This window comes from uncultured Acetobacteroides sp., from assembly GCF_963667355.2.
Classification (GTDB): domain Bacteria; phylum Bacteroidota; class Bacteroidia; order Bacteroidales; family ZOR0009; genus Acetobacteroides.
This window is the reverse complement of the sequence record NZ_OY763328.2, coordinates 4,035,176-4,054,042: the sequence shown is the minus strand read 5'-3', so window position 1 is coordinate 4,054,042 and position 18,867 is coordinate 4,035,176. Positions and strand designations below refer to the sequence as shown.

At 49.6% G+C, this 18,867-nt stretch carries 14 protein-coding genes; 7 read left to right on the top strand and 7 right to left on the bottom strand.

Annotated features, from left to right (window positions below; all coding sequences use genetic code 11):
* Positions 1-55: 55 nt before the first annotated feature.
* Positions 56-2,512 (bottom strand): TonB-dependent receptor domain-containing protein, encoded by a 2,457-nt coding sequence (locus ACHZA1_RS16750; protein ID WP_320053011.1) that lies wholly within the window; start codon positions 2,510-2,512, stop codon positions 56-58.
* Positions 2,513-2,995: 483 nt separating this feature from the next.
* Here ACHZA1_RS16750 and uvrA point away from each other — a divergent pair, with 483 nt between their 5' ends.
* Complete coding sequence (gene uvrA, locus ACHZA1_RS16745) at positions 2,996-5,800, top strand: excinuclease ABC subunit UvrA (protein ID WP_320053010.1); 2,805 nt, start codon at positions 2,996-2,998, stop codon at positions 5,798-5,800.
* Between the two features lie 324 nt (positions 5,801-6,124).
* The gene (locus ACHZA1_RS16740; protein WP_320053009.1) at positions 6,125-6,682 is read left to right on the top strand and encodes a hypothetical protein; all 558 of its coding nucleotides are present in this window, start codon (positions 6,125-6,127) and stop codon (positions 6,680-6,682) included.
* A gap of 133 nt (positions 6,683-6,815) precedes the next feature.
* Here the strand turns inward: ACHZA1_RS16740 and ACHZA1_RS16735 are convergent, their stop codons facing one another.
* The 3 genes from ACHZA1_RS16735 to ACHZA1_RS16725 all read right to left on the bottom strand — a co-directional run bounded on the left by ACHZA1_RS16735 (position 6,816) and on the right by ACHZA1_RS16725 (position 8,920).
* Entirely contained in the window at positions 6,816-7,772 is a 957-nt protein-coding gene (locus tag ACHZA1_RS16735; protein WP_320053008.1) for a YafY family protein, read from the bottom strand.
* Between the two features lie 293 nt (positions 7,773-8,065).
* Positions 8,066-8,410 (bottom strand): DUF3795 domain-containing protein, encoded by a 345-nt coding sequence (locus tag ACHZA1_RS16730; RefSeq protein ID WP_320053007.1) that lies wholly within the window; start codon positions 8,408-8,410, stop codon positions 8,066-8,068.
* A gap of 57 nt (positions 8,411-8,467) precedes the next feature.
* On the bottom strand, positions 8,468-8,920 hold the full coding sequence (locus ACHZA1_RS16725; protein ID WP_320053006.1) for a GyrI-like domain-containing protein: 453 nt from the start codon (positions 8,918-8,920) through the stop codon (positions 8,468-8,470).
* Positions 8,921-9,090: 170 nt separating this feature from the next.
* On the opposite strand from ACHZA1_RS16725, the gene ACHZA1_RS16720 reads away from it, so the two are divergent.
* The gene (locus tag ACHZA1_RS16720) at positions 9,091-10,080 is read left to right on the top strand and encodes a zinc-binding dehydrogenase (RefSeq protein ID WP_320053005.1); all 990 of its coding nucleotides are present in this window, start codon (positions 9,091-9,093) and stop codon (positions 10,078-10,080) included.
* Between the two features lie 105 nt (positions 10,081-10,185).
* Positions 10,186-10,599, top strand: a complete 414-nt coding sequence (arfB, locus tag ACHZA1_RS16715) for an alternative ribosome rescue aminoacyl-tRNA hydrolase ArfB (RefSeq protein ID WP_320053004.1) — start codon at positions 10,186-10,188, stop codon at positions 10,597-10,599.
* Between the two features lie 47 nt (positions 10,600-10,646).
* Here the strand turns inward: arfB and ACHZA1_RS16710 are convergent, their stop codons facing one another.
* Together ACHZA1_RS16710 and ACHZA1_RS16705 are read right to left on the bottom strand one after the other, a co-directional pair.
* The gene (locus ACHZA1_RS16710; protein WP_320053003.1) at positions 10,647-11,210 is read right to left on the bottom strand and encodes an adenylate kinase; all 564 of its coding nucleotides are present in this window, start codon (positions 11,208-11,210) and stop codon (positions 10,647-10,649) included.
* 237 nt (positions 11,211-11,447) lie between these two features.
* Positions 11,448-13,409 carry a TonB-dependent receptor domain-containing protein gene (locus ACHZA1_RS16705; RefSeq protein WP_320053002.1) on the bottom strand — a complete coding sequence of 654 codons (1,962 nt, stop codon included), beginning with the start codon at positions 13,407-13,409 and terminating at the stop codon, positions 11,448-11,450.
* Positions 13,410-13,886: 477 nt separating this feature from the next.
* Between ACHZA1_RS16705 and ACHZA1_RS16700 the strand changes: the two genes are divergently transcribed.
* From ACHZA1_RS16700 to ACHZA1_RS16690, 3 genes are read left to right on the top strand one after another with little or no spacing between them, the layout of a single operon-like run.
* Positions 13,887-14,459: an RNA polymerase sigma factor gene (locus ACHZA1_RS16700; protein ID WP_320053001.1), complete on the top strand. Its 573-nt coding sequence runs from the start codon at positions 13,887-13,889 to the stop codon at positions 14,457-14,459.
* The gene (locus ACHZA1_RS16695; RefSeq protein ID WP_320053000.1) at positions 14,452-14,979 is read left to right on the top strand and encodes a hypothetical protein; all 528 of its coding nucleotides are present in this window, start codon (positions 14,452-14,454) and stop codon (positions 14,977-14,979) included. Before ACHZA1_RS16700 ends, ACHZA1_RS16695 begins: the two co-directional genes overlap by 8 nt.
* A gap of 1 nt (position 14,980) precedes the next feature.
* On the top strand, positions 14,981-16,051 hold the full coding sequence (locus ACHZA1_RS16690) for a DUF4097 family beta strand repeat-containing protein (RefSeq protein ID WP_320052999.1): 1,071 nt from the start codon (positions 14,981-14,983) through the stop codon (positions 16,049-16,051).
* Between the two features lie 78 nt (positions 16,052-16,129).
* On the opposite strand, the gene ACHZA1_RS16685 is transcribed toward ACHZA1_RS16690, so the two are convergent.
* On the bottom strand, positions 16,130-18,730 hold the full coding sequence (locus ACHZA1_RS16685; protein ID WP_320052998.1) for a M1 family aminopeptidase: 2,601 nt from the start codon (positions 18,728-18,730) through the stop codon (positions 16,130-16,132).
* Positions 18,731-18,867 lie beyond the last annotated feature (137 nt).

The window sequence follows — 18,867 nt, the reverse complement described above, 5'->3', positions numbered from 1 at the left end:
ATTCCCGTTCTTTTATCATAGTGATGTGTCGGTATAAATCGGGTAGTTAGGCAGACTAGTTGCCACCGCCGCCGTTACCGCCTTTGCTGCCGCCACTCTTAACGTCGTCGTTATTGATGCCGCGCTGAGCCTTCTTAACCATGGCGCCCATCTTACCGAAGCGGTAGCTGATGCCGAAGCTAAAGGTGCGGTTAAGGGATCGATTCTCGTTGTGCGAGCTGAAGGTATCATCCCTCATATCAGACTTCCAGGTTCTGTACTCCTGGAAAGGATTGCTTACCGAAATGCTCACGTTCATCTTGCTCTTGAGTAAATCCTTTCGGAGGCTAACTCCATTGTAGAAGAATCCTTTTGATTTTCCCTGAAGCTGCAGCCAGCCGGTACTTCCGCCGCCGTAGGTCGATAGCGAAAGCCCCTTTATGATGGTCCAGCGAATCGATCCGCCCATGTAGGTTTCCCATCCTTCCTTACGGAGCTTTTCGCCGTTGCTATTGCGCTCCATAATGGAGTAGGAAGTCTCGCCGTGTATATCGAGCGATAGAATTGACCAAGGACGGTAGGAGCCGTACAGGTTTCCCCCAAAGGAGTTGTTGATGCCGCTATTCTCGTAGGTTTGAACCTGAACACCATCGCTGCGCACGGAGATAATGCTTTGGATGGCGTTATCATTCAAACGCGTCGACAGACCTGCTTCGAGGTTTGCTTTTCCGCTAAAGTAGCTGTAGCTGATATCGAAGGCGTTAACCTTTTCCGTCTTTAGGTTAGGGTTACCGTAGGATATCATTTTAGGCTTGGAGTCGTCGACGTAAGGGTTGAGGTACCAGATGCCGGGACGCTGCAGGCGCTGGGTGTAGTTGAACTTCACGCTGCTAGATTCCGCTAGCTTGTAGGAGAGGGTGAAGTAGGGAACCACATCCGTTACGTTATTGTTGAATGGGGTTTTGGTAGCAACACCCTGCTTAGAGTTGGCATCGGTGTAGGCACCTTCGAGCCTGAAGCCCGTTTTGAGCGATACCTTCTTCATCTTGTACAGGTAACCGGCATAGGCGGCAACAATGTTCTGGGTGTAGGTAAGCTTATTATAGCGGGTAGGGTCGTCAACCCAATCGCTATTTACGAAGTTGTAGTAGTCCGTTTCGCTGGGGTTGGTGCGTAGGATATACTTGGTGCCCACCTCATACTGGTGCCTTTCGGTGATGGGGTTAACGAAGTCGACCTGAAAGGTGTGCTCGTACGATGCAGCATCGTTCTTCGACTTATTCTGTATGTCAGTATAGTTTTTTATGCCTTTAACCTCATACTCGTTTTCGGTTCCGCTGGGGTTGTAGTCGAGCTTGTACGAAACGGTAAACAGCTTATCTGGCTTCTTAAACGAGCGCTGATAGTCGAGGTTGCCCGACATCGACCCAAAGGTCCTCTTGTAGGTGTTCTGCTGGTTGAACTGCTGAAATAGGACTCCCTGGTCGTCGTATACAGAGGTAATTCCATCGGGGTTGCTCTTCCACTTGCCGCCATATCCCCAAAACGACATGCTGATGAGATTTAGGGAGTCGATCTCGTAGCTCATCTCCCCCGACCCGAAGTGGGAGTACGAGCTGCCGTTGGATGACGAGAAGGTCTCGGTTCTGTGGTTCGTTGGGCTCAGGAAGTTTTCCATAATGGAGCTGCTAGTGCTCTCCTTCTCCTTTCGGCGGTTTGGTCCATAGTTTACCGAGAAGGAGAACTTTCCAATCTTAGCCGTGGTGTAGATGCTACCGCCAAACCCTCCGATGTTGTCGGCTCGGAGGTTCACATTACCGGTTACTCCTTCGAGCGTCTTCTTGGTGGTCACGATGTTGATGATACCGCCAACGCCTTCGGCGCTGTACTTCGATGATGGGTTGGTAATAACCTCCACGTTCTTAATGCTGCTGGCGGGCATCCCTTTTAGAATATCCTTAGGGCTGCTAGACATCAGCGTAGACTCCTTGCCGTTAACCAATATCTTGAAGCTGGATGATCCCTTGAGGGTGATGTTATCTTCGCCGTCAACCGTTACCAGAGGTACTTTGCGAAGCATATCCAGCGCATTGGAAGTTTGCGCTTCGGGGTCGGCATCGGTGTTGTAGGAGATCTTATCCACATCGATCTTAACCAGCTGCTTTTGTGCCTGAACAACCACCTGTCCAAGCTTGGCAGATGCCTCGCTCATCATTATCGAGCCTAAGCTTTCTTTTGACTTACTACCTGCCGCAAACTTTACCCTTACAGGGTTGTAGCCAACGGCGGAGATAACCACCTCGCCTTTGAGGTTTTCCTTAAGCGAAAACTCGAACGTACCGTTGGCATCGGAAGCCAATCGTTTTAAAACCTTACTTTGTGCGTTTTGAACCGTAACGGTTACAAAGGGAACCCCCTTTCGTGAAAGTGAATCAACAACCTTACCTGAAATAAGCGTAGTCCCCGTATCTCCAAAGGAGCTTAGAGGTGATGCTCCGAGTAGAAGCAGAAAAAAGATAAGCAATCGATACATAAACTATTATTTAGAATTTGTCAGTAAAAAATTCGTACAAACCTCTATCACCAAATGAAGAGGTGCAACTTTTTTCGATAAACAGCATTTTTTTGAGGATAAAACGCCCCAATAGGATGTGAAATCTTCGTAAACCGTCAACCTTTTCACTCAATTATTGTCTTTGCTTTTTTTGAAGCGAAAGACCAACGGAATACCCTAAAAAATGATTTGCCTTTGCAAGGCGAGACGAAAAGAAAATTAATTGTTAAGCTAAAATTTTAGGTTAATATTTATTGCCATAACAACGTTACGACCTTTTTGAAAACGGCGTAAATGTAGAGGAAATTGTCTACCGCGATGAACGGGTAACCCTAATGTGAGCTAAACTTACTATAAATATAGTAGAAACCTTTGAATAGCTTCATTTAACGGCAAACCTTACACCTGCAATCACCATGTAAAATAAGTTGGCTAATTTTGAAGGTTTTCCAAAAATGCACGATGTCAGAGAAAAAAAACTCCAAATATATCTCCGTTAAGGGAGCTAGGGTACACAACCTCAAAAATATCAGCATTGATATTCCCCGTAATAAGCTAATCGTTGTAACCGGCCTATCGGGGTCGGGCAAGTCGACCCTTGCGTTTGATACCATCTTTGCCGAAGGGCAGCGCCGCTACGTAGAGAGCCTCTCGGCCTACGCCCGCCAGTTTCTTGGCCGCGTTAACAAGCCCGATGTCGACAACATTGCCGGAATACCACCTGCCATTGCCATCGAGCAAAAGGTAAATACCCGTAATCCCCGTTCTACCGTGGGCACCTCTACCGAGGTGTACGACTACATCAAGCTGCTATATGCCCGCATCGGCAAAACCTACTCGCCTGTAAGCGGAGTGGAGGTTAAGTCGCACTCGGTGTCGGATGTGGTAGACTTCATCATCAGCCAGCCCGAAGGAACGCGCATACAGATTATGTCGCCCTTCTGCTACGATGCCCAAACGGGCGTTATCGCCAAGCTAACCCTTCTGATGAAGGAGGGCTTGCAGCGCCTAGAGGTTAACGGCGTGCCAATGCGCATAGAAGAGGTTATTAAAAATGCTGACAGCATCGATCCCAATACCATCTTTGTTATCATCGACCGTATTGCAGCCAGCAAGGATGAAGATTCGGTTAGCCGATATGGCGACTCGGTACAAACGGCATTTGGCGAAGGGAATGGAAGGACTACCGTTAAGGTATTTCCCGCAGAAGGCGAACCTTTTGTTGAGGAGTTCTCGAACCTCTTTGAGGTCGATGGCATGCAGTTCGAGGAACCTAACGTGCATATGTTTAGCTTCAACAGTCCGCTTGGGGCTTGCCCCAAATGCGAGGGCTACGGCAAGGTGATTGGCATCGACGAGGATTTGGTAATTCCCGACAAAACGCTATCGGTTTACGACGATGCCGTTGCCCCTTGGCGCGGCGAGGGCATGAAGGTGTGGAAGGAGGAGCTGATCTACAATGCGGCCAGCTTCGATTTTCCAATACATCGCCCCTACTGCGACCTTACGCCCGATCAGCAACGGCTGATTTGGAAGGGTAACAGCCACTTTACCGGAATAGATGGTTTCTTCGAATATCTCGAAGAAAAGAAGTATAAAATACAGTATCGCGTAATGCTATCGCGATATATGGGTAAAACCATCTGCCCCGTCTGTAACGGTGCAAGGCTAAAGCCCGAAGCCAGCTACGTAAAGGTTGGCGGCACCACCATCAGCGAGCTGGTGCTGATGCCCATCGATGAGCTGCACGTATTCTTCGATGCGCTCCAAATCGACGAGCATCAGGCAAAGGTTGCCAAGCGAATACTGGTTGAAATCCGCAATAGGCTTCAATTCCTAACCGATGTTGGACTGGGATACCTAACGCTCAACCGTCTTTCGGCTACCCTTTCGGGGGGAGAGTCGCAGCGCATCAACTTGGCAACATCGCTGGGCAGCAGTTTAGTTGGTTCGCTATACATTCTCGATGAGCCAAGCATTGGCCTACATCCTCGCGACACCAACCGCCTTATTAAGGTGCTAAAGCAGCTGCGCGACCTGGGCAACTCGGTTATTGTGGTAGAGCACGAGGAGGAGATTATGCGAGCTGCCGACGAGATAATAGACATTGGTCCGATGGCTGGGCAGCATGGCGGCGAGGTGGTATTCCAGGGCCCACATACCAAGCTACCTGAAGCCGAACGCTCGCTAACGGCGAAGTATCTTTTGGGCATCGAAAAGATTCCGGTACCAACCATTCATCGCAAGTCGAGCAGCTACATCGAGGTACAAAAGGCATCGGAGAACAACCTTAAAAACGTATCGGTACGATTCCCGCTTGGCGTAATGACCGCTGTAACGGGTGTCAGCGGTTCGGGAAAGTCGACGCTAGTTCGAACAATTCTTCATCCTGCACTTAACCGAGCCATAATGGGTACTGGCGATAAGCCCGGCAAGCATGCTGGGCTAGCTGGCGATATCCGGATGGTAAAGGGCGTTGAGATGGTTGACCAAAACCCTATAGGCAAGTCGTCGCGCTCGAACCCGGTTACCTACATAAAGGCCTACGACGAAATTCGCAAGCTTTTTGCCGACCAGCAGTACGCCAAGCAGAATGGCTTTACCCCATCGCACTTTTCGTTTAACATCGACGGTGGCCGATGCGAAGAGTGCCAAGGCGAAGGCGTAATTAAGGTGGAGATGCAGTTTATGGCCGATGTCACCCTCGTTTGCGAGAGCTGCGGTGGAAAACGCTTTAAGCAGGAGGTACTGGAGGTTCGCTACAAGGATAAATCGATATACGATATCCTGGAGATGACCGTAGACGAAGCCATCGACTTTTTTGGCAAGCAGGATAACAGCACCGCCAAAAAGGTGGCCGAGAAGTTACAGCCGCTTCAGGATGTTGGCTTAGGCTACGTGAGGCTTGGGCAATCGTCGAGCACGCTTTCGGGCGGCGAGGCGCAGCGCATCAAGCTGGCATCGTTCCTCGGCAAGGATAGCGCCAACGGGCCTATCCTCTTTATCTTCGACGAACCCACCACCGGGCTGCACTTCCACGACATCCGCAAGCTGCTTGATGCCTTTCAGGCTCTGCTGTCCAACGGACATACCATCATCATCGTAGAGCACAACATGGACGTGATAAAGTGTGCCGACTGGGTAGTAGACCTCGGTCCAGAGGGGGGCGAAAAGGGCGGCAACCTCGTCTTTGAAGGTACCCCCGAGGAGCTCGCCATGAGAACAGACCTTCATACGGGGAAGTTTTTGGCCGAGCACATTAAATAGGAGTTAGACGAAGTTAACCGAAGAAACACAAGCCCTAAAGGGGCGTAATCATAAAGCCTAGCCTGTAAGGGCTAGGCGGAGATGGACGAAGGAAGATATACGAAGTTATTTCAGGGGTTAGAAGGAGTTAGAGGAAGAATATTGAAGTTGGTATAAACGAACCAACCCACCCCTCCAAGGAGGGGATAACGTGCTGCTATTAGACGTTTGCCCTTTTGAATTCAACCGTAGCCTAATAACAGCAACAAGCAGAGCCTGCGCTTAGCACGCCTTAGCGTAGAGTTAGACGGAACTCACATCAAGTAGAAACATAAGAAACCATCAATGGATAAGAATATTCAGCTAGACAACGAGATTAAGAAGCTGCTAGAGCTGGTTCAGCAGCTGCGCAAGGAAGACAACGAGGCGTTTAAGGAGCATATCGAGCAGGTGCGCACCTCCAGCGACATCCAGATTATTCCATTCCTTGTTGAGCTACTTGCCGACGAAAAGGTTGACGAGGAGAAGAAGGAGGCCATCCTATCGCTAATCATGGACATCAAGCACCAGGATGCCCCTAAGCTGCTGGTGCAGGGTATCGCCTACCTTAAGGGTACCGACCAGCTGCAGCCCTACCTTTCGGCGCTGTGGCAGAACTCGCTCTCGTTTGCCCCCTACATGGATAAATTTGTGGATATCGCCCTTACGGCCGACTACCTTACCGCCTACGATGCGTTTACGGTTATCGAGAACTCGTGCAGCGATGCTACGGTGGAGATGCTGGATGCGGCCATCCTTAAGCTGAAGAGCGGATACGCCACCGAAGACGAAAGCAAAAGGCCGATGATACAGGAGCTAATCAAGGTACTGGAGGATATCAAAGTTCTTCCGAAGGAGGAGTAGGTATCCATCTAGTAGAAGAAGTTAATCGGAAATAAACCGGAGTTAATCAGAAGTTAATCGGAAAAAGTTAACGAAGACTCCTTACCATAAAGCATCAGCCCCAACAGAGAAGTCCTGTTGGGGCTGATGCTTTTTATTCGCACTGATAGGCTTGCGCCAGCTCGCTTACAAGGTCTCGGATCAGCACCTTTAACTCCTGGGGCTCCTCTATCCTAACGTTGCTTCCGCCGAGGATCACCCAGCGTGAGAATCCCCAAAGGTCGGAGTTGCGAAAGTGCAGCCTCAGCCATTGGTCGTCGTACTCCTCGTCGTAGGTGAAGCCGTACCAGTACTTCGACTCCTTGATGTGGTGCTGGCAATCGCGGGCAACCAGCAGCGTGATCTTCTGCATGCCATCGCGGTTCTGCATCCGCTCGAAGTACTCGTCGAGGCTGATGTGGCACTTCCTCGAGAAAGGGATATCCTGCCGTTCGAGGCTTAGGATGCGGTCGATGCGCAGATCGCGGTAGTCTTTGCGCAGCTGGCAGAAGCCAATTAGGTGCCAGCTGCTGCCGTAGTAGATCATCCCAATCGGCTCCACGCGCCGTACGGTCCGCTGGTTGGTGTAGCCGGCATGGTACTCGATGTCGAGCACCGTTTGGCCGACGATGGCCTGCTGAACGTCGGCCAGCAGCGCCTTCTCGCGGTTATCGTTATGGTTCTGCTGTCCAAAAACTAGGATATTATCCTGCAGCTTCTCCAGCGCATCCTTCTCCTTGGCGTTGAGCACCGACTTGATCTTGAAGAGCGCCGACTGGTAGGCCTCGCGCGTTTGCGAGTCGCTCATCTGCTCCACAAACTTGGCCCCAATCAGCAGCGCCGACGCCTCGCTATTGGTAAACCTTACCGGGGGAAGGTGGTAACTATCTGAAAGGAAGTACCCCACCCCCGCCTCCGAGCCGATGGGTACACCCGCCTCCTCCAGCGCCCGGATGTCGCGGTACACGGTGCGGATGCTCAGCTCAAAGCGGTCGGCCAGCTCGGCGGCCGTTACCACTTTCTTGCTTTGCAGATGGATGAGGATGGCCTGTAGGCGATCTATTCGGTTCATCGGATGAATTTACGTGAAGGAAAGACGGGGCGACTTTTCTGCCTTTACAAAGCTGCATGAAGCTTCCAAGTCGACTTTTTGACCTCAAAAACTTTTTTTGGAGCCTCCAAGTCAACTTTTTTCCTCAAAATATTTTTTTTGAGCCCTCCAAGTCGACTTTTTAACCTCAAAAACTTTTTTTAGAGCTTCCAAGTCGACTTTTTTGCCTCAAAAACTTTTTTTGAGGCCGCCAAGTCGACTTTTTTGCCTCAAATGTTTTTTTTGAGGCCGCCAAACCAGCTGTATCGTACGCGCTACTTCCGCTTGATGGTTTGCATCTTCCTATCGGCCATCTCTACGGCGTAGGCTAGGTAGCCCACCTCCTTGATGCGCGCGATGCACTTCGATCGGTCGGAGTTAAAGACCAACCCGAACATCTTAGCCATAAAGTTATTGAAGAGCTTGCAGCGTTCGTGCCCACCCGTCTTGCAGTCGGCACAGCTGGCAATACCGTTGCTGATGCAGCAGCTGCGCACCTTGCACCAGGTAGCCTTTTGGTTATCGGCACAACCGGGGCACTTCCCGCTCAGCAGCCTTCGGCAGGCGCCGCAGTAGAGGCCGCAGTAGGCCACATACTTCCTATCGGCAACAACATCCATAATCGATATTTTTAGTGGTAAACAAAAGTAAATAAAAGGAAGGGGGAATGCTACAGCTTACCGCACCTCCAGCTGAATTTCGGTAAGGCAGTTGGCAGGATTCTCGAAATCGCAGCGGTGGTAAACCTCGCGCGAAGCTGCCCCCATTTGTAGCCCTGCAGCCACCATATCGCCCATCAGCGCCTCGTAGGCCTTGCCAAGGTCGTTCCACGACCCCTCGTGCATGGCGCAGGCGCACCTAAACGAGCCAAGGGTGATGAACTCGAAACCGCCCCTATCCTGCCCCTTGCGCTCTACCGGAACGCATATCAGCAGGTCGAACTCCGTTTCGGGATTCCCATCGCAGCCGGCATAGTGCCAAATCTGGCTTCCCGTAGGATTAATTCCCTGCGATGCCAGCTCCGCCATCAGCCGCTCGGGCGTACTACCAACAAATTCGTGAATGGCGCTAAGCGATGTACGCACCTTCGTACCGCAAACAAGCATTGTCTCAACAACTTTAACTTCCATAATGTTTTGCTTAAATGATTACAGTACAAAACTACGACAGGCTACTGACAACAGTATGTCAGCATTGAAAAGAGTACAGGAGAAAATACGACAATTACCCAAAATAATGACGAAAAGAGCTGACATGTCGCAGGGCAATTTCATAACTTGATCAACAAAAACGGCATGGTATGAAAGCAGTAACGTTTAATCCAACAACCGACATCTACTCCATTAAGGACCTCCCCTTCCCCAAGCTCGGCAACAACGATGTAATGGTAAAGGTTAAGGCCTGCGGGCTCAACCCCTTCGATGCAAAGATATCGCTATGGAAAAGCCTCGTACCCAACATGACCGACACCTGGGTGCCCGGCCTCGACGTTTCGGGCGAGGTGGTTGAAATCGGCAAGAAGGTAACGCGCTGGAAACCCGGCGATCGGGTGCTATACCACGGCTACATGCTCCGCCCGCATGGAGGCTTCGCCGAATACGCCGTGCAAAACGAGGAGGCCATCCTGCACAATCCGGTACTTCCCCACGATATTGCAGCAGCAACGCCCTGCTCGGGGTGGACGGCCTTCCGTGGCATAAAGGATAAGCTAAACCTACGATCTACCGACACGCTCCTTATCATTGGGGGATCGGGTGGAGTTGGCAGTTTTGCCACACAGATAGCCCGCTACATAGGGGTAAAGAAAATCATCGTAACCTGCTCGGAGCATAACTTTTCGTTTGTTAAGGAGATGGGAGCAACCCACTTTATCGACTACACCAAGGAGGATATCGTAAAAAGGGTGATGGAGATTACCGATGGCGTTGGCGCCACCAAGGCCATTGATACGGTTGGTCCAGACTACGACATTGTGGCAGCCAACTCGCTATCGTTTAACGGGCAGCTGCTCGAGCTGGTAAACTTTGCCAGGCCAACCAAGTACCACGATGCCTTTATGAAATCGCTCACCTTCCACCAGTTTAGCCTTGGCGGCGGCTACGGCTATGGCATTCGCGGCCTACTATCCATACTCGAAACGGGCAGAAACTTTACCGATCTGGTAGAACGAAATTTTATTGATGTTCCCCTCAAAAAGGTGATATCTATAGAAGAGGTTCCCCATCAGCTTTCCGAAATGGTTAAGGGGAAAACGGTTGGCAAAATCGTAATGGAGCTTAAAGGCAAGTAGCATTAATATCATACAATCAAACAAAAGCGGCAGATCTAGCATCGAGCCGCTTTTTTATGCGATATTTGCAGCCAAATTATTCACCCCAACAATCAGCCACCCAAAATGTACGGTAACATCCGCAGCAGAGACTTTCTTCCCGAGCTCACCTTTAGCGCCTCGCGCAGCAGCGGTGCAGGCGGGCAAAATGTAAACAAGGTAAACACCAAGGTCGAACTCCGATTCGACATTGCCAACTCGTCCATCCTCACCGAAGACGAGAAGAGCCGGCTGCTCGCTAAGCTCGCCAAAAGGCTCACCCAAGATGGAACGCTGATAATTGTTTCGCAAACCGAGCGTACCCAGCTAAAGAACAAGGCTCAGTGCCTCCTGAAATTCTACGAGCTGCTCGAGAGCTCCCTCACCGTGCAGAAAAAGAGAAAGCCAACCAAGCCAACGCTTGCCTCTAAAGTCAAAAAGATGGAAGCCAAGAAGCACCAGTCGGAGCGAAAGGCTACAAGGCGCAGCATAGATTACTAACAAAAAAGGTCGGGGACTCCCCGACCTGAAATTGATTCAAATAAGACCTAAATACTGGCAAGAATTCGCTCTGCAACCTCTTCAATATCGCCGATACCGCTAATGGTAACCGTCATATTTTTATCGATGTAGTACTTCCCAACCGGCTTTGTCTCCTTTCGGTAAATCTCAATGCGCTTATTCATAATAGCAGGATCCTTGTCATCGATTCTATCGGAGTCTAGCCCCCGGTGAATTCCTCGTGCAATAAGTTCGTCGTGCGGTACGTCTAGGAATAGCACGCGCCGTATGGCAACTCCGTGCTTTTGGGCAAGCGAGTGCAGCGTGTGAGCCTGATTAATGGTACGGGGATAGCCATCCAGTATAATCCCTTTGCTGCTTTTGCACTTGATGATCTCGTGTTCAATCATCTCGTCGAGCAGCTCGTCGGGCACCAAATGCCCCTGGCGAATGTAGGTCTCTGCCTTCAACCCTAATTCGGTATGATTTTGCCGCTCAGCACGCAGAATGTCCCCTGTTGAGACATGCTGAAACCCGATCTTCTGGGAAAGGATCTTCCCCTGCGTTCCCTTTCCCGAGAAAGGGGCACCAAAAAGTATAAGTATCTCCATGGCCGACTGTTTTTATTAACACCACCTCAAATACCCTTAAAGCAACGACAAGTTAAAGAATCTCACCCCTAATGTCAGCTTTTTGAGGTTTATTTTATAAAGATCTTTACCCAAAGCTCCATGCTGCTCCCAATCGGGAGTGCATGTGGAGATCATCGTCGAGGAAAGCGGCCAAAACGCTCGAACCCAACCGTTCTGTTGCTGCATAAAAAAAGGGAGCCGAAGCTCCCCTATTTCCTAAAATGTTACCGCGATCCCCGCCTTAAACCAGCGTTGCGGCTGTGGGATATTCCCCAAGTCGTAGTACCGCTTGTTAAGCAGGTTCGAGGCCTCGGCAAAGGTTGATATGCTTTTGTAGGTGTACATCAGCTTGGCATCGAGGGTAAAAAAGGGATCGTAGGCCTCCTCCACCCCTTTAGGATCGGTGTAGGTTCCCTTTCTATCCTGATAGCAGCCTCTAACATTCAGCGTAACGTTCTTAATCAAACCAATAGTGCCAGAAAGGGTCGCCTTGTAGCTGAGGTAGTCGAGCACATACATCGATATATACTTGCTGCTATCCTTACCCTGAGTTTGGTAGGTGTAGGATGCTGCAATGCCCTTAAAGAACCTGCCGTTGGGGCTGTACGAAGTGGTTAGCTCAACACCCGTGGTGTGAATATCTGTCAGGTTTCGGGTTGTTGTTTTTGCCTCGGTGGGTAGCTTTACCCTATCTATAGAGTTATCGGCCAAGCGGCGGTATACCGATGCCTGCGCCATCCAGAAGCTCTTCTCGAACTTAAGCCCGCCCTCGTAGGTAATGGCCTTCTCGGGCTTTAGGTTAGGATTGCCATCGTGTACCGAGCTTTTGTAGTACAGGTCGGTAAAGGTTGGCAGGCGGTACGACTGGTTGGCCGAGGCAAACACCTTCAGGCCAGACTGCCCTAGCAGGTAGCTGGCATCGGCCCCCCAGTACCAGCTGCTTCCAAAATCGTTCGAGTTGTTGAACATCAAACCCGCCGAGAGGAACAGGTTTCTATAATTGTAGGAGTGCTCCACAAATGCGCTGGTGTTAAACCGATCGACGCCATTCGTATAGAATAGGTTGGTTCCAATAATCTTAACAGGCTTGCTCAGCACATCGCCGAGCACGTTGGAGAGGATATCCTCCTCGCGCAGCTCGGCGCCCACTAGCGTTTTACCGAGCAACGAGAAGATGGTTAGCTTCAGGTTGCCGCCGTAAACATCGGTACGGTGGTAGTTATGGTTCTTGTAGAAAGGAAGCGGATCGTACCGAAAAAGCTCGAAACGGTCGAAATGGCGACGCCAGTACCCGGTTGCCGACAGGTCGAATGCCCCGAAATCTTTGCCCCAGCGTAAGCTGCTGAAGTAGGTTTTGGTGGCCTCGTACTCGTTCGGATACTTTACCGAGTAAAAGCTGTTTGCCCCGAATCCCTTATCCTGAACGCCGGTGCTTAAATCCCAATCGCCCACCTTCTGGTTCTTGTAGGTGAAGCTGCCGTAGAAGTTGTTAACCTCGAAATCGGTATTGCTGACGTAGCCCGACGACTGCTGGCGATTGGCCGAAATAAACACGCCCAAATCGCCCTTGGTTGCCGAGGTGGTTGCCCCAAGCGAGAGGTATCCGAAGTCGCCTCCAGCAACGCTAACCCTGGTTTGATGGCTGGCCGTAGATGTGGTTATAAAGTTGATGGCACCGCTAAAGGCATTGGGTCCGAAGCTACGGGCGCCAGGTCCCTGAAGAATCTCAATGCGCTCGATGGCCGAGATATCGACCGGTAGGTTGAGGTTATGGTGCCCTGTTTGAGGGTCGGTAATGTTTACGCCGTTAAGGAGGATCAGCACCTGATCGAACGACCCTCCCCGAACCGAGATATCAGCCTGCACACCTACAGGACCTCTGGTACGAATATCAACACCCGCCGCATACGCAAGGACATCGGCCACGCTCTGGATGGGCGAAGCCTTTAGCTCCTCCTTGGTTATGGTAGATACAACACGGGTAAGCTTCGAGAAGGCATTCTTGCGCTGCGTGGCCTTAACAACAACCTCATCGAGCTTCCTCGACGAGACAATGGTGGTATCGCTTTGCGCCATGCCCTGCACGCTCACCAGCGAGAGCAGCATCAATCCAGCACAGCAGCTACGGCTAACCTTTACGCGAGCAGAACGCTCGAACCTTGGGGATTCAAAATCCATGATAAAGAAAATTTTGGCTGCAAATATAAGGGAAACCCGCCAATATAAGGTGGTGCACCGGCATTTGCCCGGGATTTCGACCCTACGCTTGCCCCTACCCGCCTTCAGCCGGCAACCATGAGCCTCAAGCCCTACGTCCAAGGTGGCATCAACCTGCCTCAAGCAGCTAATAAGCTGCTCCGAACTGGTTATTACCCCCTTCATAGGGGGCTACAACCACCTCCAAGCAGGTTATTACCCCCCTTGTAGGGGGTAATAACCACCCCAAAGGGGGTTACCAACCACCTCCGAGGGGGATATTACCCCTTCGAAGGTGGTTACCGCCACTAGTGGTTCCCCAACGAGCGAGCTTCCCCGGGTAAAATACCTAAAGGTGATCCCCCGAACTTTTGCTAATTTTGAAATCTCGTAAAAAAAGGGAGTTAACCTGTAACGTTTCGTTTTTTGGCAACGTCTTTAGGCTAGAAAAGTAAAGATATGGAACCAGAATCCTGCTTTAAAAACATACATCAGGAGCTAATTGAAGGATGCAAGGTATTCCGATCCGATAGTCAAATGGAGGTCTACAAGATCTACTACAAGACTATGTACAATACGGCCTACCGCATGGTGCACCATAGCGCCGAGGCGGAGGATTGCATGCAGGAGGCGTTTCTGAAGGCATTTACCAAGATTGGCAGCTACCAAAACGAGGTTAGCTTCGGGGCTTGGCTAAAGCGCATCGTCGTGAACACCTGTCTGGACAAGCTGCGCCAGCGCAGGCTGGAGTTTGCCCCCGACGACCAGTTCCCCGACAAGGAGGACGAACCATCATCGGATATCGACTGCGACGAAAACATGACGGTGGAGTGCATCAAGCGGTGCATCGAGATGCTGCCGGAAAGCTACCGGATAATCATCAACCTCTTTTTGATTGAGGGGTACGATCACGAGGAAATCGCCGACATCCTGCACATATCGAACGCAGCGTCGAGAACCCAGCTGCATCGTGCCAAGCAAAAGCTGGGACTACTAATTAAGGAAAAACAAAAAACAATATACAATGGCTAGGATTGAGGATTACATCAACCGTCACCGCGAGGAGTTCGATAGCGAAAGCCCATCGGACGAGCACTTCAAAAGCTTTGAGCAGAAGCTGCGTTTCGCTGGCTCATCCCTACAACCCAAAAAGCAACGGAGGCTCCCCTTTGCCCAAGTGGCAGCAGTAGCCGTGCTTCTGGTAGCCTCTGCCCTGCTATACGACCAGCTCTTCGTCGCCAACACCAACGAGTACAGCAACGAAATCAAGGTGATAAGGAGCAGCTACAACGAGGTGCTAGATGCCAAGTACAACCAAATCAATATTGCCGTAGATAAGCTTCCCGAGTCCGTGCGCAAGGATTACGAAAAGCAGGTCGAAAGCATCAAAAAGCAAACATCAATCATGGAAAAGGCTTCCGAGATGTCGGCTAATAACCCCGAAATGCGCCAGGCTCTTATGATGCACTACCGCAAAACGGACAGAATCCTTACCCGAATGGCCATTAAAGCCGAAAAAAACGAACAACAAAACGCACAAAACTCGAAGTAAAATGAAAACCTTTTATAGAATTGCACCACTCTGCACCTTACTCCTAATGGTTCTACTTTGCTCATCGTTTACAGCTTTCGAGCAAAGCTTTAACTCCGACTACGAGAACGACGCTAAAGCCGAAAAGGTGGCGTCTAAGGAGTTTGCCTACAGCAGCAACACCGCCTTAGAGGTCAACAACTCCTACGGAAACGTTAAGGTGACCACCTGGAAAAGCGACAAAGTAAGGGTCGACGCCTACGTAAAGTACGATGCCAGCATCTCCGACACCAAAGGGTACGCATCGAAGAACTACCGCATCAGCATCGCGCAAAGCGGAAACGAGATCAAGGTCAATACGCAGCATCTGCGCAACAACATCAAGCACACCATTAGCTACGTCATCTACGCGCCCGCATCCATAAAGTCGAAGATCACCGTAAAGTATGGCGATATCGCGCTTGGCGACCTAAGCGGCTACGTAAATGTAAACCTTAGGTATGGCGATCTCTTCGCCGAGAAGCTCAGCTACGGCAACGCCAAGCAAGCCAACAGCATTACAGCGGCCTATGGCGATGTCGCCATAAAGGAGGTGACCTGGCTCAACCTAACCATCGACTACGGCAACTTTGCCCTCCAAAATGGGTTTGCAATTGGGCTAAACGGAGCCTACTCCGACTTTAAGATCGACCGCGTAAAGTTCGTAAACTCCGCGCTCAGCTACTCCGACCTCAAGTTTGGCACACTTAGCTCCATTAAGGGCAAGCTGACAAACTCCGATATTAAAATTGACAAGCTATCCGAGAACATGGCGCTTTCGCTTCTCTACAGCAACGTCATTGTCTACAGCATCGATGGAGGCTTTAACAATATCGACCTGCAAGGCAGCTACTCCGATGGCAAGCTAACCTTCCCAAATGATGCCTCGTTTAAGCTTAACGTTAAGTCAAAATACTCCGACTTTAAGCTGTACAACCTGATAAATGGGGCACAGAACATCGAGGGGTCGTTCAGCAAAGCTATCGGAAGCAATCCAACCAAGAATGTCAAGATTATTTGCACCTACGGCGACTGGACCTTACGAAAAAACTAGAGTAAGCTTTATTCATACAATTGCAAAAGAGCGCATCGGTTTTCCGGTGCGCTCTTTACTTTTCGATATCAATATCCGCTAATGCTTTTCATTCCTATTATTCAGGATGCTTATCGATCGATTAAGCATATCGGTTCCCTGGTAAACCTTCGATAGAAGCGAAGGCGACAGCGACTTTTCCTCCTTGCTGATGTAGCCATTCACTATCGAGTAGTCGTCCATCGAGGTATGGCCGTATAGCAGCGATGTAATCCAGCTCTTAGGGAAGAAGATATCGCCGGTTTGCTGGATTTCGGGTAAAATCATCAGCCCTTTAGCAAGATACTCCTTCGAATCGTCATTGCGTAAAGGATGGTTTAGGAGCTTAAGCGCATCAGCAACCCAAGCCTCTTGCTTTCTATTATCGACATGCAGAAGCGATTCAAAGACCTTATCTCTGATAATCTTTTCGGGGCTTACCGCTTTCGAAACAAAATCGAAACGGCGCAGGTTATCTGTACTTTTAACTCCTCTTCGGGCAAGGCTAAGGATAGCGCTAGCATCATCCGGCATCCTTACGCACAGCTCAAACGCAATGTTCTGAAGGTCCACTTCCGAAATCCATCTCTTATCTTTTACCACTTCGCCCTTCCAAATCTGGAGCATCTTCTTCACGGATTCCTCGGAATTCATCAACTTAGAGATTGTTCTTAGGTACTGAATTTGGAGTTTCTTATCGCCTGATGTCGAGTAGGCTTTCCAAAGCGAATTCTCGACCATCACTCTCGTTCTAATATCATCTTTAGGAACAAAGTAAAGCTGAGATGTGAAGAGGTAATCCAGGATTAGGCTAACAAGTTGCTCGTTCTTTTCCTTCACTACCGCTTGGCTCAGCAGGGAAAGCATCGATCTACCATCAAAATTGCCGTTAAGCATATTCTCGTGTAGGGTGATTAAGCAGGAAGCCCGATGTACGGGGTTATCCATTTTGGGATAGCATCGAGCAATTGAGGCACATCTAGCGGAATCCATCTCAAAGTTTCCGTACGCCAAGCCACTCGAATTGGGTATTAAGCACTCATCCGTCCCTTTGCAGCCTCGAAACTTTAGCATTTGATCACGATCTCCTTCCTTCCCAATTAAAACCGTTTGAGCAACTGCTCTCCCTTTAGGAATCCTAGAAAATTCTATGAGCTGGAGGAAGGGAATTTTACTGATGGACGGAGACTTTTGTCTCAGTATAATTCCGCAATCTGCGCCATCGTTATGAAGTTCATCGTAGGCATACGTCGGCATGCCTGCACTTTCTATCCAGCTTTTACTCCAGCTCGTAACGCTAAACTTGGCATGCTTATCGAAGATTTTCACCAAATCGTTCCAATCTGCATTCCCCAACGTGTATGTCTTTAAGTACTCGCGCAAGGCATTTTGAAAGGCATGCTGCCCCATCAGATTTTCCAGCGAACGAATTGCAATGGGTGCCTTATGGTAGATAATATTGCCGTACATTGTTCCTGCAAGATTCAGGTTGTCGAGTTTCTGCCGAATTGGGTTTGTACCCTTTGTACGATCTTCGCTATAAGCCTTAGGCGTATGCGCAATCACAAACTGAAGATCGCTGTTTACAGCAGGGAATAATTCCTTCACGATTTTATCAGCAAAGAAACCGGCAAAAACCTCCTTCATCCACACATCGTCAAACCATTTCATGGTAACCAAATCGCCAAACCACAAATGAGCAGTTTCGTGCGCAATAAGTTCGGCTCTAGCGAGCTTCTCTGGCATGGTGGCATTCTCGCCAAGCCACATTTTAGAATCAGTAAAGTAAACCGAACCAGGATGCTCCATCCCGCTAAACTGGAAATATGGGATTATCGCCAAGTCGTACTTCGAGAATGGATACAGAATGCCCGTGTAGCGCTCCATCCACCGCACCGAATAATCCACCATGTAAAATATGGAATCGAGGCTTTGGGCGACTTTATCCTCATCGGTCTCACGGTAAAGGATGTTGTACTTTTTCCCATTAATCTCCTTCGATGCTTTGAAGAACCTACCCGCAGTAAACGAAAAGAGGTAGGTACTTATAAGATCCGATCGCTCGAATCGGAGAGAGGTCCGCGTATTAGAGATAGCAGCAGAATCGGCAATACGAGTATTCGAAATGGCAGTCCATCCCCGAGGCACCTCCAACTCTAGCTCGAAACGAGCCTTTAAGTCTGGTTGATCGAAACAAGGGAAAACAGTTCGTGCCCTATCGGGAACAAAAAGCGTATACATGAAATCATCCTTGCGGTTTAGCGCCTTATCCCCTGCCACAAATTCGATAGCTACCGTGTTCCCCTTCTTCTGAAAGTACTTCGATCGAAAGACAATATGCTCCTTAGCCAACTCGTACTTTACCGATTTACCATTGCATTCTACACTCTTTATGCTAGTGAAGTTCCCCGTAAAGTCCAAGACAACACGTCCAACATCATCCTTAAAATCGAATGAGATAGTTTCACGGCCTTGAACTGGCTCCGAAACCGCTTCAGGAATACTAAATCGAATGCTGTAGGAAAGGTTGCAGATGCTCTTTTCCCTTTCTTGAACTAGTTGATGCGAAACGCCAGCTTGTAAGTCGGCATTGTTTACTATTTTGTCGCACCCAAAAAGCATGGGCATCAGCAACAACAGGAGAGCACTTTTAACTCGCATATATTATTAATGTATTTTTTTGCGAGATTAAAGGTAGCCTTTATTTCAATAACAAGTAAAAAGACGATGATATTTCTGCTATCTCAGACATACTACAGCCGTTACATTACGTTTTAGGCAATTCTCGAAGCAAAGAG

Coding starts and splice junctions, on each gene's coding strand:
- ACHZA1_RS16750 (WP_320053011.1), bottom strand. CDS start 2,512: ATGTATCGATTGCTTATCTTTTTTCTGCTTCTACTCGGAGCATCACCT.
- uvrA (WP_320053010.1), top strand. CDS start 2,996: ATGTCAGAGAAAAAAAACTCCAAATATATCTCCGTTAAGGGAGCTAGG.
- ACHZA1_RS16740 (WP_320053009.1), top strand. CDS start 6,125: ATGGATAAGAATATTCAGCTAGACAACGAGATTAAGAAGCTGCTAGAG.
- ACHZA1_RS16735 (WP_320053008.1), bottom strand. CDS start 7,772: ATGAACCGAATAGATCGCCTACAGGCCATCCTCATCCATCTGCAAAGC.
- ACHZA1_RS16730 (WP_320053007.1), bottom strand. CDS start 8,410: ATGGATGTTGTTGCCGATAGGAAGTATGTGGCCTACTGCGGCCTCTAC.
- ACHZA1_RS16725 (WP_320053006.1), bottom strand. CDS start 8,920: ATGGAAGTTAAAGTTGTTGAGACAATGCTTGTTTGCGGTACGAAGGTG.
- ACHZA1_RS16720 (WP_320053005.1), top strand. CDS start 9,091: ATGAAAGCAGTAACGTTTAATCCAACAACCGACATCTACTCCATTAAG.
- arfB (WP_320053004.1), top strand. CDS start 10,186: ATGTACGGTAACATCCGCAGCAGAGACTTTCTTCCCGAGCTCACCTTT.
- ACHZA1_RS16710 (WP_320053003.1), bottom strand. CDS start 11,210: ATGGAGATACTTATACTTTTTGGTGCCCCTTTCTCGGGAAAGGGAACG.
- ACHZA1_RS16705 (WP_320053002.1), bottom strand. CDS start 13,409: ATGGATTTTGAATCCCCAAGGTTCGAGCGTTCTGCTCGCGTAAAGGTT.
- ACHZA1_RS16700 (WP_320053001.1), top strand. CDS start 13,887: ATGGAACCAGAATCCTGCTTTAAAAACATACATCAGGAGCTAATTGAA.
- ACHZA1_RS16695 (WP_320053000.1), top strand. CDS start 14,452: ATGGCTAGGATTGAGGATTACATCAACCGTCACCGCGAGGAGTTCGAT.
- ACHZA1_RS16690 (WP_320052999.1), top strand. CDS start 14,981: ATGAAAACCTTTTATAGAATTGCACCACTCTGCACCTTACTCCTAATG.
- ACHZA1_RS16685 (WP_320052998.1), bottom strand. CDS start 18,730: ATGCGAGTTAAAAGTGCTCTCCTGTTGTTGCTGATGCCCATGCTTTTT.